At 60.5% G+C, this 15,598-nt stretch carries 17 protein-coding genes; 16 read left to right on the top strand and 1 reads right to left on the bottom strand.

Annotated elements, in window-relative coordinates; all coding sequences use genetic code 11:
* Window positions 1–16: 16 nt before the first annotated feature.
* From flaF to folD, 13 genes are all read left to right on the top strand, one after another.
* Window positions 17–364: a flagellar biosynthesis regulator FlaF gene (gene flaF, locus AC13QO_RS10275; RefSeq protein WP_064800698.1), complete on the top strand. Its 348-nt coding sequence runs from the start codon at window positions 17–19 to the stop codon at window positions 362–364.
* Window positions 361–810, top strand: a complete 450-nt coding sequence (gene flbT / locus AC13QO_RS10270) for a flagellar biosynthesis repressor FlbT (RefSeq protein ID WP_012482697.1) — start codon at window positions 361–363, stop codon at window positions 808–810. The genes flaF and flbT overlap by 4 nt, the downstream gene beginning before the upstream one ends.
* The gene (gene flgD / locus AC13QO_RS10265; protein WP_085776974.1) at window positions 801–1,226 is read left to right on the top strand and encodes a flagellar hook assembly protein FlgD; all 426 of its coding nucleotides are present in this window, start codon (window positions 801–803) and stop codon (window positions 1,224–1,226) included. Before flbT ends, flgD begins: the two co-directional genes overlap by 10 nt.
* Before the next feature lie 90 nt (window positions 1,227–1,316).
* Window positions 1,317–1,583 (top strand): flagellar biosynthesis protein FliQ, encoded by a 267-nt coding sequence (gene fliQ / locus AC13QO_RS10260; protein ID WP_011424049.1) that lies wholly within the window; start codon window positions 1,317–1,319, stop codon window positions 1,581–1,583.
* 89 nt (window positions 1,584–1,672) lie between these two features.
* Window positions 1,673–3,760 carry a flagellar biosynthesis protein FlhA gene (gene flhA, locus AC13QO_RS10255; protein ID WP_085776975.1) on the top strand — a complete coding sequence of 696 codons (2,088 nt, stop codon included), beginning with the start codon at window positions 1,673–1,675 and terminating at the stop codon, window positions 3,758–3,760.
* Complete coding sequence (gene fliR, locus AC13QO_RS10250; protein ID WP_085776976.1) at window positions 3,757–4,509, top strand: flagellar biosynthetic protein FliR; 753 nt, start codon at window positions 3,757–3,759, stop codon at window positions 4,507–4,509. The genes flhA and fliR overlap by 4 nt, the downstream gene beginning before the upstream one ends.
* 7 nt (window positions 4,510–4,516) lie before the next feature.
* Window positions 4,517–4,930: a hypothetical protein gene (locus tag AC13QO_RS10245; RefSeq protein ID WP_085776977.1), complete on the top strand. Its 414-nt coding sequence runs from the start codon at window positions 4,517–4,519 to the stop codon at window positions 4,928–4,930.
* A 31-nt stretch (window positions 4,931–4,961) separates the two neighbouring features.
* Complete coding sequence (locus AC13QO_RS10240; protein ID WP_085776978.1) at window positions 4,962–5,522, top strand: rod-binding protein; 561 nt, start codon at window positions 4,962–4,964, stop codon at window positions 5,520–5,522.
* Between the two features lie 11 nt (window positions 5,523–5,533).
* Window positions 5,534–5,899, top strand: coding sequence for a hypothetical protein (locus AC13QO_RS10235; protein ID WP_003556590.1), 366 nt, complete (start codon window positions 5,534–5,536; stop codon window positions 5,897–5,899).
* Window positions 5,899–6,435: a hypothetical protein gene (locus tag AC13QO_RS10230; protein WP_085776979.1), complete on the top strand. Its 537-nt coding sequence runs from the start codon at window positions 5,899–5,901 to the stop codon at window positions 6,433–6,435. The genes AC13QO_RS10235 and AC13QO_RS10230 overlap by 1 nt, the downstream gene beginning before the upstream one ends.
* Window positions 6,436–6,728: 293 nt before the next feature.
* Window positions 6,729–7,568, top strand: coding sequence for a WecB/TagA/CpsF family glycosyltransferase (locus AC13QO_RS10225; RefSeq protein ID WP_085776980.1), 840 nt, complete (start codon window positions 6,729–6,731; stop codon window positions 7,566–7,568).
* A 171-nt stretch (window positions 7,569–7,739) separates the two neighbouring features.
* Window positions 7,740–9,503, top strand: coding sequence for a GumC domain-containing protein (locus tag AC13QO_RS10220; protein WP_488540585.1), 1,764 nt, complete (start codon window positions 7,740–7,742; stop codon window positions 9,501–9,503).
* 121 nt (window positions 9,504–9,624) lie between these two features.
* The gene (folD, locus tag AC13QO_RS10215) at window positions 9,625–10,524 is read left to right on the top strand and encodes a bifunctional methylenetetrahydrofolate dehydrogenase/methenyltetrahydrofolate cyclohydrolase FolD (RefSeq protein WP_085776982.1); all 900 of its coding nucleotides are present in this window, start codon (window positions 9,625–9,627) and stop codon (window positions 10,522–10,524) included.
* On the opposite strand, the gene AC13QO_RS10210 is transcribed toward folD, so the two are convergent.
* Window positions 10,525–11,553: a LacI family DNA-binding transcriptional regulator gene (locus tag AC13QO_RS10210; RefSeq protein ID WP_085776983.1), complete on the bottom strand. Its 1,029-nt coding sequence runs from the start codon at window positions 11,551–11,553 to the stop codon at window positions 10,525–10,527.
* 293 nt (window positions 11,554–11,846) lie between these two features.
* On the opposite strand from AC13QO_RS10210, the gene AC13QO_RS10205 reads away from it, so the two are divergent.
* The 3 genes from AC13QO_RS10205 (at window position 11,847) to AC13QO_RS10195 (ending at window position 15,571) form a co-directional block, all read left to right on the top strand.
* Window positions 11,847–13,208: an ABC transporter substrate-binding protein gene (locus AC13QO_RS10205; RefSeq protein ID WP_085776984.1), complete on the top strand. Its 1,362-nt coding sequence runs from the start codon at window positions 11,847–11,849 to the stop codon at window positions 13,206–13,208.
* Between the two features lie 184 nt (window positions 13,209–13,392).
* On the top strand, window positions 13,393–14,406 hold the full coding sequence (locus AC13QO_RS10200; protein WP_085776985.1) for a carbohydrate ABC transporter permease: 1,014 nt from the start codon (window positions 13,393–13,395) through the stop codon (window positions 14,404–14,406).
* Window position 14,407: 1 nt separating this feature from the next.
* Window positions 14,408–15,571: a carbohydrate ABC transporter permease gene (locus AC13QO_RS10195; protein ID WP_085776986.1), complete on the top strand. Its 1,164-nt coding sequence runs from the start codon at window positions 14,408–14,410 to the stop codon at window positions 15,569–15,571.
* The last annotated feature ends 27 nt before the right edge of the window (window positions 15,572–15,598 follow it).

Raw genomic sequence — 15,598 nt, 5'->3', positions numbered from 1 at the left:
ACAGAAGGATGCATGAATGTATCAGTTCTCATATGCCGAAGTCATGCAGGACTCGGTGGCCGACGCGAAAGAGCGGGAATGGCAGGTTCTTGACCGGTCCATAGAACTGCTGGCGTTGGCGCGCGACAAGGAAAAATACGGTCGGGAAGCCATCGAAGCCCTGTTTTATACGCGCCGGGTTTGGATCAGCTTTATCGAGGATCTGAAACATCCGGAAAACCAGCTGGATATCCAGCTCAGGGCTAACCTCATCTCGATTGCGATCTGGATATTGAAGGAATGCGACAGGATCAGAAAACGTCTGTCTAATAACTACCAGGGCATCATCGACGTTACCACCATCATCAGGGATGGACTTAAATGAAAAGTACACTTCGCATTTCTCTGAAGGCCGGAGAAAGAATCTTCATCAACGGCGCCGTCCTGCGTGTCGACCGCAAGGTCGCGCTGGAATTCCTGAACGATGTGACGTTCCTTCTCGAGAATCACGTCCTCCAGCCTGAAGGCGCAACGACGCCCCTGCGCCAGCTCTATTTCATCGCGCAGATGATCCTCATCAATCCCGAGGGCAAGGACCACTCGACGGCGATGTTCCGCAAGTCGATCACCATGCTGCTCACCTGCTTCAAGAACGAAGAGATCCTCGCTGAGCTGAAGCGGATCGATGCGCTTGTGTCGACCGGCCGCGCCTTCGACGCCTTGAAGGCGATCCGCGGTCTCTACGCGATCGAAGACAATATCCTCAACAATCACGAACTGCCGCCGACGATGGTCGAGCAGATTCGCAGGGAGATCGCACCATGGCGGTAGACGCAACGTCAAGCGTGACGAGTTCGACCACCACGAGCTCGAGCTCAACTCAGAGCAAGGCGACGCTGAACTACGACAACTTCCTTCAGCTGCTCATCGCGCAGATGAAGAACCAGGATCCGACCGATCCGATGGATGCAAGCGAACAGGTCGCTCAGCTTGCCACCTTCTCGCAGGTCGAGCAGACGATCCAGACCAACACCAAGCTGGATACGCTCCTGGCAAGCTCGAGCCTGACCCAGGCCAGCAGCTATGTCGGCAAATATATGGAAAGCGCCGACGGCACCGTCAAAGGCGTCATCGATTCCGTCAAGGTTTATTCCGACGGCATCATTGCGACGACCACGGATGGCGATAAGATACTCGTGCAGGCGGGAATCACTGTCGCCGACGAGGCGCCGAGCAGCAGCTCCTGACGCAAAGGGGTGTCAGCGCGCCTGACAATGCCGATCAATCGCAGCCCTGTCATACGGGGCTGCTTCGAGGCGATATGAGGTTGCCTTCAGATGAATGAAGCTGATGCATTGGATCTGTTCCAGGCCGCAATCTGGACGGTCCTGATTGCCTCCGGTCCGGCGGTTCTCGCTGCGATGGTGGTGGGTCTCGTCATCGCGCTGATCCAGGCGCTGACCCAGGTACAGGAAGCGACACTGACCTTCGTGCCAAAGATTGTCGCGGTGCTGGTCGTGGTCGGAATCACCGCCCCCTTCGTCGGCTCGCAGATCTCCATTTTCACCAATCTGGTCTTTTCGCGCATTCAGTCGGGTTTCTGAGCCACCTTCGCGCAAGCTTCGCCATTTAGTTCTCGATCCGAATTGGGCGGACTCATGTCCGCCTCCTCTCATGAAGAGACGGAATCGTCATGGCGCAACCACCTGCACTCCCCCTTCCGAAAGTCGCCCCGAGCCTGCGCGATATCGGTTTTGCCCTCGGCATCATCGGCATCATCTGCATTCTCTTCCTGCCGATCCCGCCGTTCCTGATCGATATGGGGCTGGCCTTCTCGATTGCTTTCTCGGTGCTGATCCTGATGGTCGCGCTATGGATCCAGAAGCCGCTCGATTTCTCGTCTTTTCCGACCATTCTGCTGATCGCAACGATGACACGATTGGCGCTCAACATCGCGACGACCCGCGTCATCCTGTCCCACGGCAATGAAGGCCACGATGCGGCCGGCGGCGTCATTGCCGGTTTCGCCAGTCTCGTGATGTCCGGCGACTTCGTCATCGGTCTGATCGTCTTCCTGATCCTCATCACCATCAACTTCATCGTCATCACCAAGGGTGCCACGCGTATCGCCGAAGTCGGCGCGCGTTTCACGTTGGACGCCATCCCCGGCAAGCAGATGTCGATCGATGCCGATCTCTCGGCCGGCATCATCGACGAAAAGGAAGCCCAGCGCCGGCGCAGGGAGCTCGAAGAGGAGAGCTCCTTCTTCGGGGCGATGGATGGTGCGTCGAAATTCGTGCGCGGCGATGCCGTCGCCGGCCTCATCATCACCGCGATCAACGTCTTCGGCGGCATCATCATCGGCTATTTCCGCCATGGCATGCCCATCGGCGAAGCGGCCGACGTCTTCGTCAAGCTCTCCGTCGGCGACGGCCTCGTCTCGCAGATGCCGGCCCTCATCGTTTCGCTCGCAGCCGGCCTTCTCGTGTCACGCGGCGGTACGACGGGCTCCACGGACCAGGCTGTCGTCAACCAGCTGAGCGGCTATCCCCGCGCGCTCTCCGTCTCGGCCGTCTTGATGTTCGTTCTCGGCCTGATGCCGGGCCTGCCGACCATTCCCTTCACCGTCCTCGGCGGTCTTCTCGCCTTCGGCGCCTGGTTCATTCCGCGGCAGGTCGAGGCTGAAAACAAGCTTCGCCGCGAACAGGAGGAAAAGAAGGTCGTCCAGAGCAAGGAACTGGAGAAGGATTCGGTCAAGTCGGTGCTCCGCACTTCCGAGATCGAGCTCGCGCTCGGCAAGATGGTGTCGACTCGCCTGCTCGGCGCTCACCAGGAGCTGGCGTTCCGCGTCGGCAAGATGCGCAAGAAGTTCGCCACTCAATACGGTTTCGTCGTGCCGGAAATCAAGGTCACGGACGACATCGCCATTCCCGAGAAGTCCTATCAGATCCGCATCCATGGCACGACGGTCGCATCTAACCTGCTGCGCGTAGGTGAAGTCCTGGTCGTCACCGGCGCCGGTCGCAAGCCGAGCATTCCCGGCGACGAAATCCGCGAACCCGCTTTCGGCATGCCGGCCGTCTCGATCCTCGAAAACTTCGCCGACGATCTGAAACGCGAAGGCTTCCAGCCGATCGACAATGTCTCCGTCGTGCTCACGCACATGAGCGAAGTCATCCGCAACAACCTGCCGCAACTTCTGTCCTACAAGGACGTCAAGGTGCTAATCGACCGCCTTGATCCGGAATACAAGAAGCTCGCCGATGAGATCTGCTCGTCGCACATGTCCTATTCCGGCCTGCAGGCGGTGCTCAAGCTCCTGCTTGCCGAGCGCGTTTCGATCCGCAACCTGCATCTCATTCTCGAAGCGGTGGCCGAGCTTGCCCCGCATGTCAGGAAGACCGAGCAGATCGTCGAGCATGTCCGCATTCGCATGGCCCAGCAGCTCTGCGGCGATCTCGCCGATAATGGCGTCTTGCGTGTCTTGCGCCTCGGCAGCAAATGGGATCTCGCCTTCCACCAGGCGCTGAAGCGCGATGCCAAGGGCGAGGTAATCGAATTCGACATCGATCCGCGCAGCCTGGAGGAGTTCAGCGAGCAGGCCAGCAAAGTTATCCGTGAGTTCATGGATCGCGGCCTGCCATTCGCCCTTGTCACGTCGCCGGAAACACGATCCTATGTGCGCATGATCATCGAACGGCTGTTCGCCACGCTCCCGGTCCTGTCGCATGTCGAATTGGCCAAGGGCATCGAGATAAAGATTTTGGGCTCGATTTCATGATAACAGACCCGCAAGGGACGGTTCTCGCGCTGTTTCTGGTTTTCTGCCGGATCGGCGGCTGTGTGCTGGTTCTTCCGGGTTTTTCCTCGGCGCGCGTGCCTGAGCAGCTGCGCGTCTTCATTGCTCTCGCGCTGTCGATCGCCGTCATGCCGCTGCTCTGGGACACCGTTTATCCCGCCGTTCATACGGGATCCGCGACCTATATCGGCCTGATCTTCAGCGAATCACTGATCGGCGTGATGTACGGCATGCTGGCCAGACTCTATACGCTCGGCATGCAATTCGCTGCGACGATCCTCGCCATGATGGTCGGCTATACCCAACCGGGTTCGGCCGATGTCATCGAAGACACTCCCGAGACCAGCCTTTCCGCCTTCATCACCTTTGCCGGGATCATGATTCTCTTCATCATGGATTTCCATCACATCGTCTTCCGCGCCCTGATCGATTCCTACACGACCATGCCTTTCGGCGGCCTGGTGCAGATGCGCGCGACGCTGATCTCCTTCACCGACACGCTCGAGCAGACGACCTACATCATGCTGCGGCTGTCGAGCCCCTTTCTGATCTACGGCATGATCTTCAACGTCTCGATCGGCTTCATCAACAAGCTGGCGCCGCAGATCCCGGTCTATTTCATTTCCACGCCCTATCTCCTGATGGGCGGGCTCTTCCTTCTTTACATCTCGATTGCGGCGCTGGTCAGCCAGTTCGGCCAAGCCTTCAGTTCGATCTATATCGGGCGATGAGGCTGTCATGATCGAGAAGAGCCGCTCCCAGAAGCTCAAGCGTCTCCTGTCGGTGCAGCGGCATATCGAAAGGATGGCGGAAAACGATCTGGCCGAAACCAGCCGTCAACGCATCGAGGTCAATGCGGCGATGGACGATGTCATCGTCGCGCTTGGCTCGATGGATCCCGTCCACCACGCTTTCTCGCAGAATTATGCCGATCGATTCGGCCGGCTCACCATCAAGGATCAGCAGCTGACCGGCATGCAGCAGATCCACGAGATGCGGCTGTCGCGCGAGCGCGCCAAGGCCGATCGGCTCGAAGAGGGCATGAAAGAGGCCTTGGACACTGAGCGCCGCGAGGCCGACGACAATGCCGTTTACGATGTAATCGATCAGCAATTCGCAACGCCAGCCTCCAGCAAGCTTCAAAAACCATAATCGTTGCGATCTTAATTCAGAGGATTGTAACGTGGCTATTTCGCCCCCCAGTGATCTGGTCTTGGACGTGGTCAAAGCTGCCGACCCCATGGAGGTTCAGGCAGCCCAGGAAAAATTGAAGGCAAACCGTGCGGCTTTTGCCGCGACGAGCCTCGCCGAGAACGGCAAGGGCTTCTCCAATACGGTCGACGTTCTCGATCATATCGGCCAGAAGAGCGGCCTCTCCAACATCCAGAACCGCGCCAAGACCGAGGTTCCGGAAAGCTACCGGAAGTTCGAGGCCATGGTGCTGCAGAACTTCGTGAAGTCGATGCTGCCGAGCGAGAGCGAAGACGTTTACGGCAAGGGCGCGACCGGCGATATCTGGAAGGGCATGATGGCCGAGCAGCTCGGCAACACCATGGCCAAGGGCGATGGCATCGGCATCGCCAAGCAGATGTACAGCGAGCAGCTGCGCCGCCAGGAAGGCAAGATCGTCAACGCTTCGACCGATGATCGCGACCGCAACACAGCGCTCAGCATGATCGACGACTTCCAGCGCAGGACCTTCGGCACGCCGACCGCCGACTCCAAGACAGCAAGCGACACATAATCGAGGACACAATGGAAATAGTTTCGAACGAATACAGGATCAAATCCGTTCTCGGACGCCTCGAGATGATCATCGACAATGAGAACACCCGGATCGGCAACGATCCGCAATTTGATCTCAAGGTCTCCAACGCGCACAAGAGCCGTTGCCTCTACGAACTGTCGATGCTTTTCCGCGATACCGATCCGGCCGAGCTTGCCGCTGCCCATCTCGATCAACTGCACGGCCTGAAAAAGAAACTGGTTCTGAACGCCAGGCGTGTCGAGGCGCATCTCGAAGCGGTTCGTGCCGTGGCCGACCTCCTGAAGAACGCGGTTCAGGACGCCGACGCCGACGGCACCTATTCCCAGGAACAATTCGCCGCGCGTGGAAACTGATGGTCAAGCTCGTCCTTACCGGTATCTGGGTTTGCGCCATCACCTTGGCCTCAGTCTATTTTTCGGTGTACCTGGCGACGGCGCCGGCACCCGCGGCAACGGATTCCAAGCAGAGCGCGCTCGAACTGGTGAAGGGTGAAACGATCACTGTGCCGGTCATCGGCGACGGTGCGATCACCGGTTATTTTCTCGGCCGCATTTCCTTCATGATGAACAAGGACATGCTGAAGGGCGTGACCTTGCCGCTCACCGAGATGACGACCGACGAACTTTTCAGCCTGCTCGTCGGCAACAAGATGGTCGATCTTGCCCACATCAAATCTTTCAACCCGAAAGCCTTTCGCGAGGAGATCAGGAAGGGCATGAACGAGCGCCTCGGCGGCGAGTATGTCGCTGACGTGATGCTGGAGCAGCTCGATTATCTCTCCAAGGAAGAGGTCAAGGAAAATTCGGCCGGTCAACCGAAGAAGCTCGGCGCACCGGTCAAGATCGTCGAGGGCGCCCCAGCCGAGGAAGCATCGGCCCCCGCACATTGAAGCAACCGATCATCGATGCACAAACGGCGCCTTCGGGCGCCGTTTGTCGTTGGGCCGCCTTTGGTTAACAAACTACTTATGCGAGCATCAAAATCCAAGGAATTTTCCTAAGGGTTGTTTGAAACCGTCCTGCTATATCAGGTGGCACAGCTTGGCATGCGCCGTTTTCCGCGATCGGGGCGACGCCGTCCATGCGTGACGCGACCGGTTCTTTCGAGATCTCCGGGGTGCGGAAATATGGGCTTGTTTTCCGGGATTTCGGGCGCATGACGCACCCTCGGCAGGAGGTAGGAATGAATTTGATTGCAAACTTCGCGGTGCTTGCGTCGCGGCGGACGATCTTCGATCTGCCGGTCTGCGATCTCGGCTGGGACGATGCCCTCGTTTTTATCAACGAGCTGGCGTCCATTCCCGTCGGCCAGACCGTGGTTTGCTTCGTCAACGCCCATAACATGCTGACGGCGCTGCGCGACGATGAATATTACCGGATCATGTCGCACAACTTGGTGCTGCCGGATGGTATCGGCCTCAATATAGCATCGCAGATCGCCCATGGTGGGCCATTTCCCGCCAATCTGAACGGCACCGACTTCGTGCCGGCCCTGCTCACCTTCATGGAGACCCCGCGCCGCATCGGTCTCATCGGAGGCAAGCGCTCGGTCGTCGAGGCGGCGGCGGAAAATTTCCGCAAGCACACGCCCTGGCATGAGTTTGTGGTTATTTCCGATGGATTTTTCGACAAGGTCGACTCCACGGATGTCATCGAGGAGGTCGAGCGCCAGAAACTCGATATTCTGATCGTCGGCATGGGGACGCCGCTGCAGGAGAAATGGGTTCATGACAATATCCGTGCCGACCATGCGCGCCTGGTGCTGACGGTGGGCGCGCTCTTCGACTTCGTCTCCGGCGCCGTGCCGCGGGCGCCGAAGACCGTACGGATGATGCGTCTGGAATGGGCCTATCGCCTGATACAGGAGCCCGCGCGCCTGTGGCGGCGCTACATCGTCGGCATTCCGGTCTTCCTCTTTCATGTCCTGCGCTACCGCTTCCGCCGGCGCGAAAGAATGCTCAGCCATCCGGAAGAGGCCCGCAACGCCGTGCAGCCGGCGGCCGATCGCAAGAGGGCGAGCTGAGCCTGCAGTGTCCGCGCGTTTGACGCGCAGCAGCGCTATCGAGAATCGGACCGCAATTCTTGCCGGCTGCGGTTAACCATTTCTTTGCCATGAATATTTAGAGTGACTTAATCATCTGCTTCGCATGCGGATGAGTAAACTCGGCCATCATGTGCATGAGATGTGGCGCAAATGTACGATAGCAGGGCCAGAAGTAGTTTTCTCGATCACGCAGCCGCAAGGACGCGCGCCCATGACGATCCCTATCGGCCGCCCCGATCAAACGGACCGGATATCGCCCCGCCCGAAGCCGACCTGCTGCGCGCCATCGGCCGTGTGCTGGAAGAGCAGCGCATGAGGGCGGCGCCCGAGGCGCCGCTCGTCGACCGCATCGAAACAATTCTCGGCAACCGCCTCCGGGCTGCCAACGATGTCGGCCATCGTCTTCCGCCGGAACCAGCGCGATATGAGGAGCCGGTGGCTTCCGCCGGAGAGCCGGCGATTTCGGTCGAACCGCTTGCCGCAATTCATCAGGAAACGCTCGAGCCCCGCCCGGCAGCACTGCATCGCCGCGCGGACAGGGCCGGCCTTGCGGTAACGGTCGCCGCCGCAACGATTCTGGGCGCCGGCCTGCCGATGCTGATGCCGGCTGCGCCCGTCCTCTACCGCGCCGAAACGACACTTGCTGTGAGAACGGATGCCGCAAGCCGCGCCGCTTTCACGCAGGCTGCGGCGAAGGGACTGCTGTCGGCGCGCGTGGCTGCGTCGACGGTCGCCACCCTGAAGCTCGATCACGATCCCGAATTCGTCGGCACGGGCGCCAATGCGTTCGCCGTTGCGCTCGATCTTCTCTCGGCGACCGGTGCTGCCGCCGATCCGGCCTCGCGCGCCGAGGTCGCGCTGAGACGTGCAGTCGAGATTGTGCCCGATGCCGCCGCCGGCACGATCCGGGTGCGGGTGACGACCGGCGACGGCGCCAAATCCACCCGCATCGCCGCAAGGCTTGCCGAGGCAGCGGGCGGCGACGCACGCGGCGGCAACACCGAAACCGACGCGGTTTTACGCAAGGCCTATGACGAGGCTCAGGCGGAGCTTGCCGCCTTCACGGCAAAGAGCGGCGAAGGCAACGTCAAGGTGGCGATCGATCTTCGCCGCCAGATCGACCGGCTCGATGCCGATCTGAAAGAGGCAGACCAGAACATTCTCGCGGCCAAGGCGCAGGCCGACCGGCTGAAGGCGGCGAAGCTTGCCGGCGTGCTGGACGGTTCGTTGCCCTCCGACATGCTCTCGCCGGCGATGCAGGACTGGCGCGACAAATATGCGGTCGCCAGGACGACGCTTGCGCAGCTTTCGGCTGAGCTTGGCCCGCGTCATCCGCGCCTGTTGCAACAGCAGGCCGAAACCGACGGCCTCAAGGAGAACATGGGCAGGGAGCTTGCCCGGCTCACACAGGTCGCCAATGCCGCCGCCAAGGCTGCGGTCGATGCACGCAAGGGCCTGAACGACCGCCGCAACACGCTGATCGCCCAGAGCCGGGATACCGGCGTCGATCTGTCGCGGCTGACCGAACTGCGAGAGAAGGCGAATGCCGCCCGCTCGCGCCTGGATGATGCGACGTCCGCATCGGCGACAGCCGGCGACGGCCATATCACCGTTTTGAAACCACCGCTGACATCGGCGATATCGGCAAAGAGTGGTCTGACCGGCCGCGCTCTGGCCGGCGCCGCCACGGGCCTGGCAATCGGCCTTGCCCTGGCTTTCCTGCTGTCCTTGCGCAAATCCGTCGCGTCTCCGGCAACGGAGTTGCCGGCATCTCCGCCCGTTGCTTCTCCGCCGCCATTGCCCATGCCAGCCCCGGCGGCGGTCGACGAGATCGCGCAGCTGCGCTCCGAAATCTCAGGCCTGCGGGACCGGCTTCGGGTTCATGTGATGGAAACGCGGCAACCGCGGCGCTGAAGCACCCATTTCCTTGCAAATTTGATATTGCCTTGCCGCTTTCCGACAGGATAGGGCGTTAGCGGGCATTTGACGCTCGTCAACTATTCCTAGATTGACGCAAAACAGGGCGGAGAGACGCGTGACGACAGTAATCGACGGCAAACTTGTTGCTGCATCCGTAATTCAGACGGTCAAGAGTGCGACGGCAGCGCTGGAAAAGATGAGCGGCGTCACGACAGGCCTTGCGGTCATCATCGTCGGCGACGATCCGGCAAGCCATGCCTATGTCGGCTCCAAGAGCCGCATGGCCAAGGAATGCGGCTTCAAGTCCGTGCAGCACACGCTGCCGGCCGAGACGAAGCAGGAAGAGCTCGCAGCGCTTGTCGCCACGCTTAACGCCGATCCGTCGATCCACGGCATCCTGGTGCAGTTGCCGTTGCCGAAACCGCTCGACAGTGAACCGATCATCCAGTCGATCCTGCCGGAAAAGGATGTCGATGGCCTCAGCGTCGTCAATGCCGGCAAGCTCGCCACCGGCGACCTGAAGACCGGGCTGGTCTCCTGCACGCCGGCCGGCGCCATGGTCTTCGTCCGCCGCACCCATGGCGAGGATCTCTCCGGGCTCAATGCCGTCGTCATCGGCCGCTCCAACCTGTTCGGCAAGCCGATGGCGCAATTGCTGCTCAACGCCAATGCGACGGTGACGATCGCGCACTCCAGAACCAAGAATCTCGCCGAGGTCTGCCGCAACGCCGATATTCTGGTCGCCGCCGTCGGCCGGCCGGAGATGGTCAAGGCCGACTGGGTCAAGCCCGGCGCAACCGTTATCGACGTCGGCATCAATCGCGTGCCGGCTCCCGATAAGGGAGAGGGCAAGACCCGGCTGGTCGGCGACGTTGCCTTCGGCGAAGTCTCCGAGATCGCCAGCACCATCACGCCCGTTCCCGGCGGTGTCGGTCCGATGACCATCGCCATGCTGATGGCCAATACTGTCATCGCCGCCCACCGGGCCGCAGGGCAGACGCCGCCGCAGTTCTGATTAAGCCTGCTGCGGGGCAGGGCCGGTCGAGGCCCTGACGATCAGTTCGGTTTTCCAGAGCTCCTGTTCGGGAAAGGGGCCGGCCTGTTTCACCGTGCCGATCAGCCGCTGCGCGATGCGCACACCCGCCGCCCGGAGCGAGGAGCGTGTCGTCGTCAGCGGCACCGAAAAGCTCTCGGGTTTCAACAGCGGCAGCACGTCGTCATGGGCGATCAGCGAAATGTCTTCGCCGAGCCGCAATCCGGCCTGGTTCACTGCGCGGATCGCCCCGAGCGCCAGTACCGTGCTGGAGCAGAGGATTGCCGTCGGGCGGTTCGGCAGCTGCAGGAAGCGCTCCATCGAAAGCAGGCCCTGCTCATCGGTCATCAACGCATGGCTGATGCAATCCTCGTCGAGAGTGAGCCCGCGCTCTGCTAGAGCGGCTGTCACGCCATTCCTCCTGCGAATCGCGAAATCCAGATGCATTGGCCCGTTCATCAGCGCAAAGCGCGTATGACCGAGCTGCAACAGGAGCCGCGTCGCATCGTAGAAGGCGCCCTCATTATCGATGTCGAGGTAGGGATAGTCCGGATCCGTCCCAAAGGAGCGGCCATGCACGACATAGGGCATGGAGAGGGATTTCAGCATGGGAAGCCGCGGGTCGTGGCCGCGCATATAGGCGACGAACAGCGCATCGACATTGCCGCTGATCGCAAGGCGCCGGAGCGCCGCCACCTCGTCGTCCGGGTCGGATGGCATGATGACGAAGTGAAAATCGTGGCGCACGGCCTCCTCGCCGAGTCCGGCCAGAAATTCGCCGAAATGCACGTCGGACTGATGGCCCGGCGCCGTCGGCATGACAAGGCCGATCGAGCCCGCCTTGCCGGTCGCAAGCCGCTGGGCAGCCTTGTTCGGCCGGTATCCGGTTTCCTTGACAGCCTGGAGCACGCGCTCCCGGGTCGCTTCGTTGACCTCGGGATAGCCGTTGAGGGCTCGGCTCACTGTCGTCTGCGAAAGCCCCAGCAATTCCGATAGCTGTTTGAGATTCACCTGCTATGCTTCCTCCCGGCCCGCTTGGCGCCTCGACAGGCAAGCCGCCTCCCAGCGACATCCAAAGCGCTTTCAATTATGTATTCATTTGGCGCGCTTGACTCAAGAAAAATCGCTCCATATTGCCCAAGAGAAACCGGTGGACGGCGCCATTCCGCATGTCTGCGGCGGCTTTTCGCGAAATGACTTGACTTCGCTCCACCGAAAGTGGAATGAGTTGGGTGCCAAAGCGCTTTGAAAATTTCCGTTGAAGAAGTTTGGCGCTGTTGAGTTTGTGATGGGAGGTTGATCACATGAAAAAGTCATTTTTGATGAGCGTTGCCGTGGCGGCGCTTTTTGCCGGTGCTGCGTCCGCGGCCGATCTGAAGTTTGCGCCGGGACAAGATGCCAAGTTCAACTGGAAGAGCTATGACGAATTCAAGGCCGCTCATGCCGACCTGAAGGGGCAGCCGCTGACGATCTTCGGCCCGTGGCGCGGTGAGGACGAGGCGTTCTTCCGGAGCGTTCTCGCCTATTTCACCGAAGCGACCGGAATCGACGTCAAATATTCCTCTTCCGAAAACTACGAACAACAGATCGTCATCGACACGCAGGCAGGCTCGCCGCCGAACATCGCTGTTCTGCCGCAGCCGGGGCTGCTGGCCGATCTCGCCGGCAAGGGCTTCCTGACGCCGCTCGGCGACGACAATTCCAAGTGGATCAAGGACAATTACGGCGCCGGCGACAGCTGGGTCGGTTATGGCACCTACAAGGGCAAGGACGGCAAGGAAGCCTTCTACGCCTTCCCTTATAAGGCCGACGTCAAGTCGCTCGTCTGGTACGTGCCGGAGAATTTCGAGGAAGCCGGCTATAAGATCCCGACGACCATGGAAGAGCTCCATGCCCTGACCGACCAGATCGTCAAGGATGGCGGCGTTCCCTGGTGCATCGGTCTCGGTTCCGGCGGCGCGACCGGCTGGCCGGCGACCGATTGGGTCGAGGACATCATGCTGCGCATGCAGCCGCCGGAAGCCTACGACAAGTGGACGACCAACGAGCTGAAGTTCACCGATCCGGCCGTGGTTGCCGCGATCGACGAATTCGGAAAGTTCGCCAAGAACGAGAAATATGTAAACGGTGGTGTCGCAGCCGTGGCTTCGACCGATTTCCGCGACAGCCCGAAGGGCCTCTTCACCGTTCCGCCGAAGTGCTACCTGCACCATCAGGCCTCGTTCATACCCTCCTTCTTCCCTGAGGGCACGAAGCTCGGACAGGACGCCGACTTCTTCTATATGCCGACCTATGCTTCGCATCCCGAGCTCGGCAAGCCGGTGCTCGGCGCCGGTACGCTCGTCTCGATCACCAAGGACTCGAAAACGGCCCGCGCCTTCATCGATTTCCTGAAGACCCCGATCGCACACGAGGTCTGGATGGCGCAGTCGAGCTTCCTGACACCCTACAAGGGCGTCAGCACGGAGGCCTATGCCAATCCGCAGATGAAGAAGGAAGGCGAGATCCTGACGTCGGCCACCACCTTCCGCTTTGACGGTTCCGACCTGATGCCGGGCAAGATCGGCGCAGGCGCCTTCTGGACGGGCATGGTCGATTTCGTCGGCGGCAAGACTGCCGAAGAGGCGGCCGGCGAAATCCAGAGCGCCTGGGACGGCATCAAATAATCGTTAATACGATGCCGCCGGTTTGCCGGCGGCATGGCCTGCGTGACTGGCCGGGTTCTCAAAGAGCCCGGCCTTCGCGGGATATATTGTGACTGGGCAATCAAACAGATTGACGGTGGCCGGCCTTGATCCGTCAGAATAAAATCCGGTCGGAATGAAATCAGGGGAAGCAGGGGAGGGCGAAATGCTGTTGCAGATAGTGTCCGCGTTGGGCGTCGTGGTCGTGGCCGTTGTCGCGTGCTCGGCCTATTTCTATTTTTCGAACAAGATTCTGGATCTGGCTCTGCCGGTGAAGGATGGCGACATCCGCGCCGCATCGCGCAACCTCAACCGGCGCGCACTGATCCGGCCGTGGTTGTTCATCGGGCCGGCGCTGTTCCTGCTTTTCGTCTACCTCGTTTATCCCGTCGTCGCGACCTTCATCCTCTCCTTCTACGACCGCACCGGTCTGCAGTTCGTCGGGCTTGCCAACTACAAATGGGCGATTGGGGACCGCGAATTCCGCCAGTCGATCTTCAACAACATCCTCTGGCTTGCCGTCGTGCCGGCCGCCTGCACCTTCTTCGGCCTTGTCATCGCCGTGATGACCGACCGCATCTGGTGGGGCAATATCGCCAAGAGCATCGTCTTCATGCCGATGGCGATCTCTTTCGTTGGCGCATCGGTCATCTGGAAATTCATCTATGAATATCGCGGCGGTAACGACGTCCAGATCGGCTTGCTGAACGCCATCGTCCAGCTTTTCGGCGGCACGCCGGAAGTCTGGATCTCGGTTCCTTTCTGGAACAATTTCTTCCTGATGATCATCCTGATCTGGATCCAGACCGGTTTCGCCATGGTCATCCTTTCGGCGGCGCTGCGCGGCATCCCGGAAGAGACGATCGAGGCCGCCGTCATCGACGGCGCCAATGGCTGGCAGATCTTCTGGCGCATCATGGTGCCGCAGGTCTGGGGCACCATCGCCGTGGTTTGGACGACGATCACCATCCTCGTCCTCAAGGTCTTCGACATCGTGCTGACCATGACGAACGGCCAGTGGCAGACAATGGTGCTGGCGAACCTGATGTTCGACTGGATGTTCCGCGGCGGCGGCGATTCCGGCCGAAGCGCCGTCATCGCCATCATCATCATGCTTGCCGTCACGCCGATCATGATTTGGAACGTGCGCCGCGCCAACCGCGAACTGAAGGGCCATTGAGATGACCGCTGTCGGAAACTATTTCAAGATCGGTCCCGCCCGTCTCTTCGTTCACCTTGCCGTTCTGCTGATCGTCATCATCTGGCTGATCCCGACGCTCGGCATCTTCGTCAGCGCGCTGCGCGACAAGGACCAGATCGTCGTCTCCGGATGGTGGACGGCCTTTGTCGGCTCGACGCAGACCGTCGCCGTCCGCCTGGGCACGCCCGATCAGCAAAAGCAGGAAGGCGCCACTTACGTCATTTCAGGCAATGTGCTGGAAGGGCAGACCGGCCGCTCGGTAAAAGCCTTCGGCAACCGCGTGCAGCAGCCGGCCGCTTTCGAAGCCGGCGAGACCGCCGATCTCGGTGATGGCGAAATGCTGCAGATCAACAGCGACGGCAGCTATCGCTATACGAAGAACACGGCCTTTTCACCTGACGAGCGGCCGCGGCGCATCTACGTGTCCGTCTCGGCGCCGCCGCAATTCACGCTGCAGAACTATAAAACGGTTCTGACCGGCGAAGGCATCGGCCAGTCCTTTATCAATTCGCTGACGGTGACGATCCCGGCGACGATCATCCCGATCCTGATTGCCGCTTTTGCCGCCTATGCCCTGAGCTGGATGGAGTTTCCCGGCCGCGCGCTGCTGATTGCCCTCGTCGTCGGCCTCATCGTCGTGCCGCTGCAGATGTCGCTGATTCCGCTGCTTCGCCTCTACAACGAGATCGGCAATATGCTCGGCCAGCCGTCGAAGACCTATCCCGGTATCTGGTTCGCGCACACCGCCTTCGGCATGCCGCTCGCCATCTTTCTCCTGCGGGCCTATATTGCCGGCCTGCCGAAGGAGATCATCGAATCCGCCCGCGTAGACGGCGCGAGCGACTTCGAGATCTTCACTCGTATCGTTTTGCCCTTGTCCTTCCCGGCACTCGCCTCCTTCGCCATCTTCCAGTTCCTGTGGGTATGGAACGACCTGCTCGTCGCCATGGTCTTCCTCGGCACCGATCAGGATCACCTCGTGCTGACCGGCAGGCTGAACGCGCTGCTCGGCTCGCGCGGCGGCAATTGGGAGATTTTGACGGCGTCGGCCTTCGTCACTATCGTCGTGCCGCTGCTCGTCTTCTTCGGACTGCAGCGTTATCTGGTGCGTGGTCTGCTGGCGGGTTCGGTCAAGGGCGGCTGACAATCCCCCGAAATGTGACGAACAGGA

The sequence above is a fragment of the Rhizobium sp. CNPSo 3670 genome (assembly GCF_057784555.1).
The sequence above is the reverse complement of the archived record's forward strand: the minus strand, read 5'-3'. Positions and strand labels throughout refer to the sequence as shown.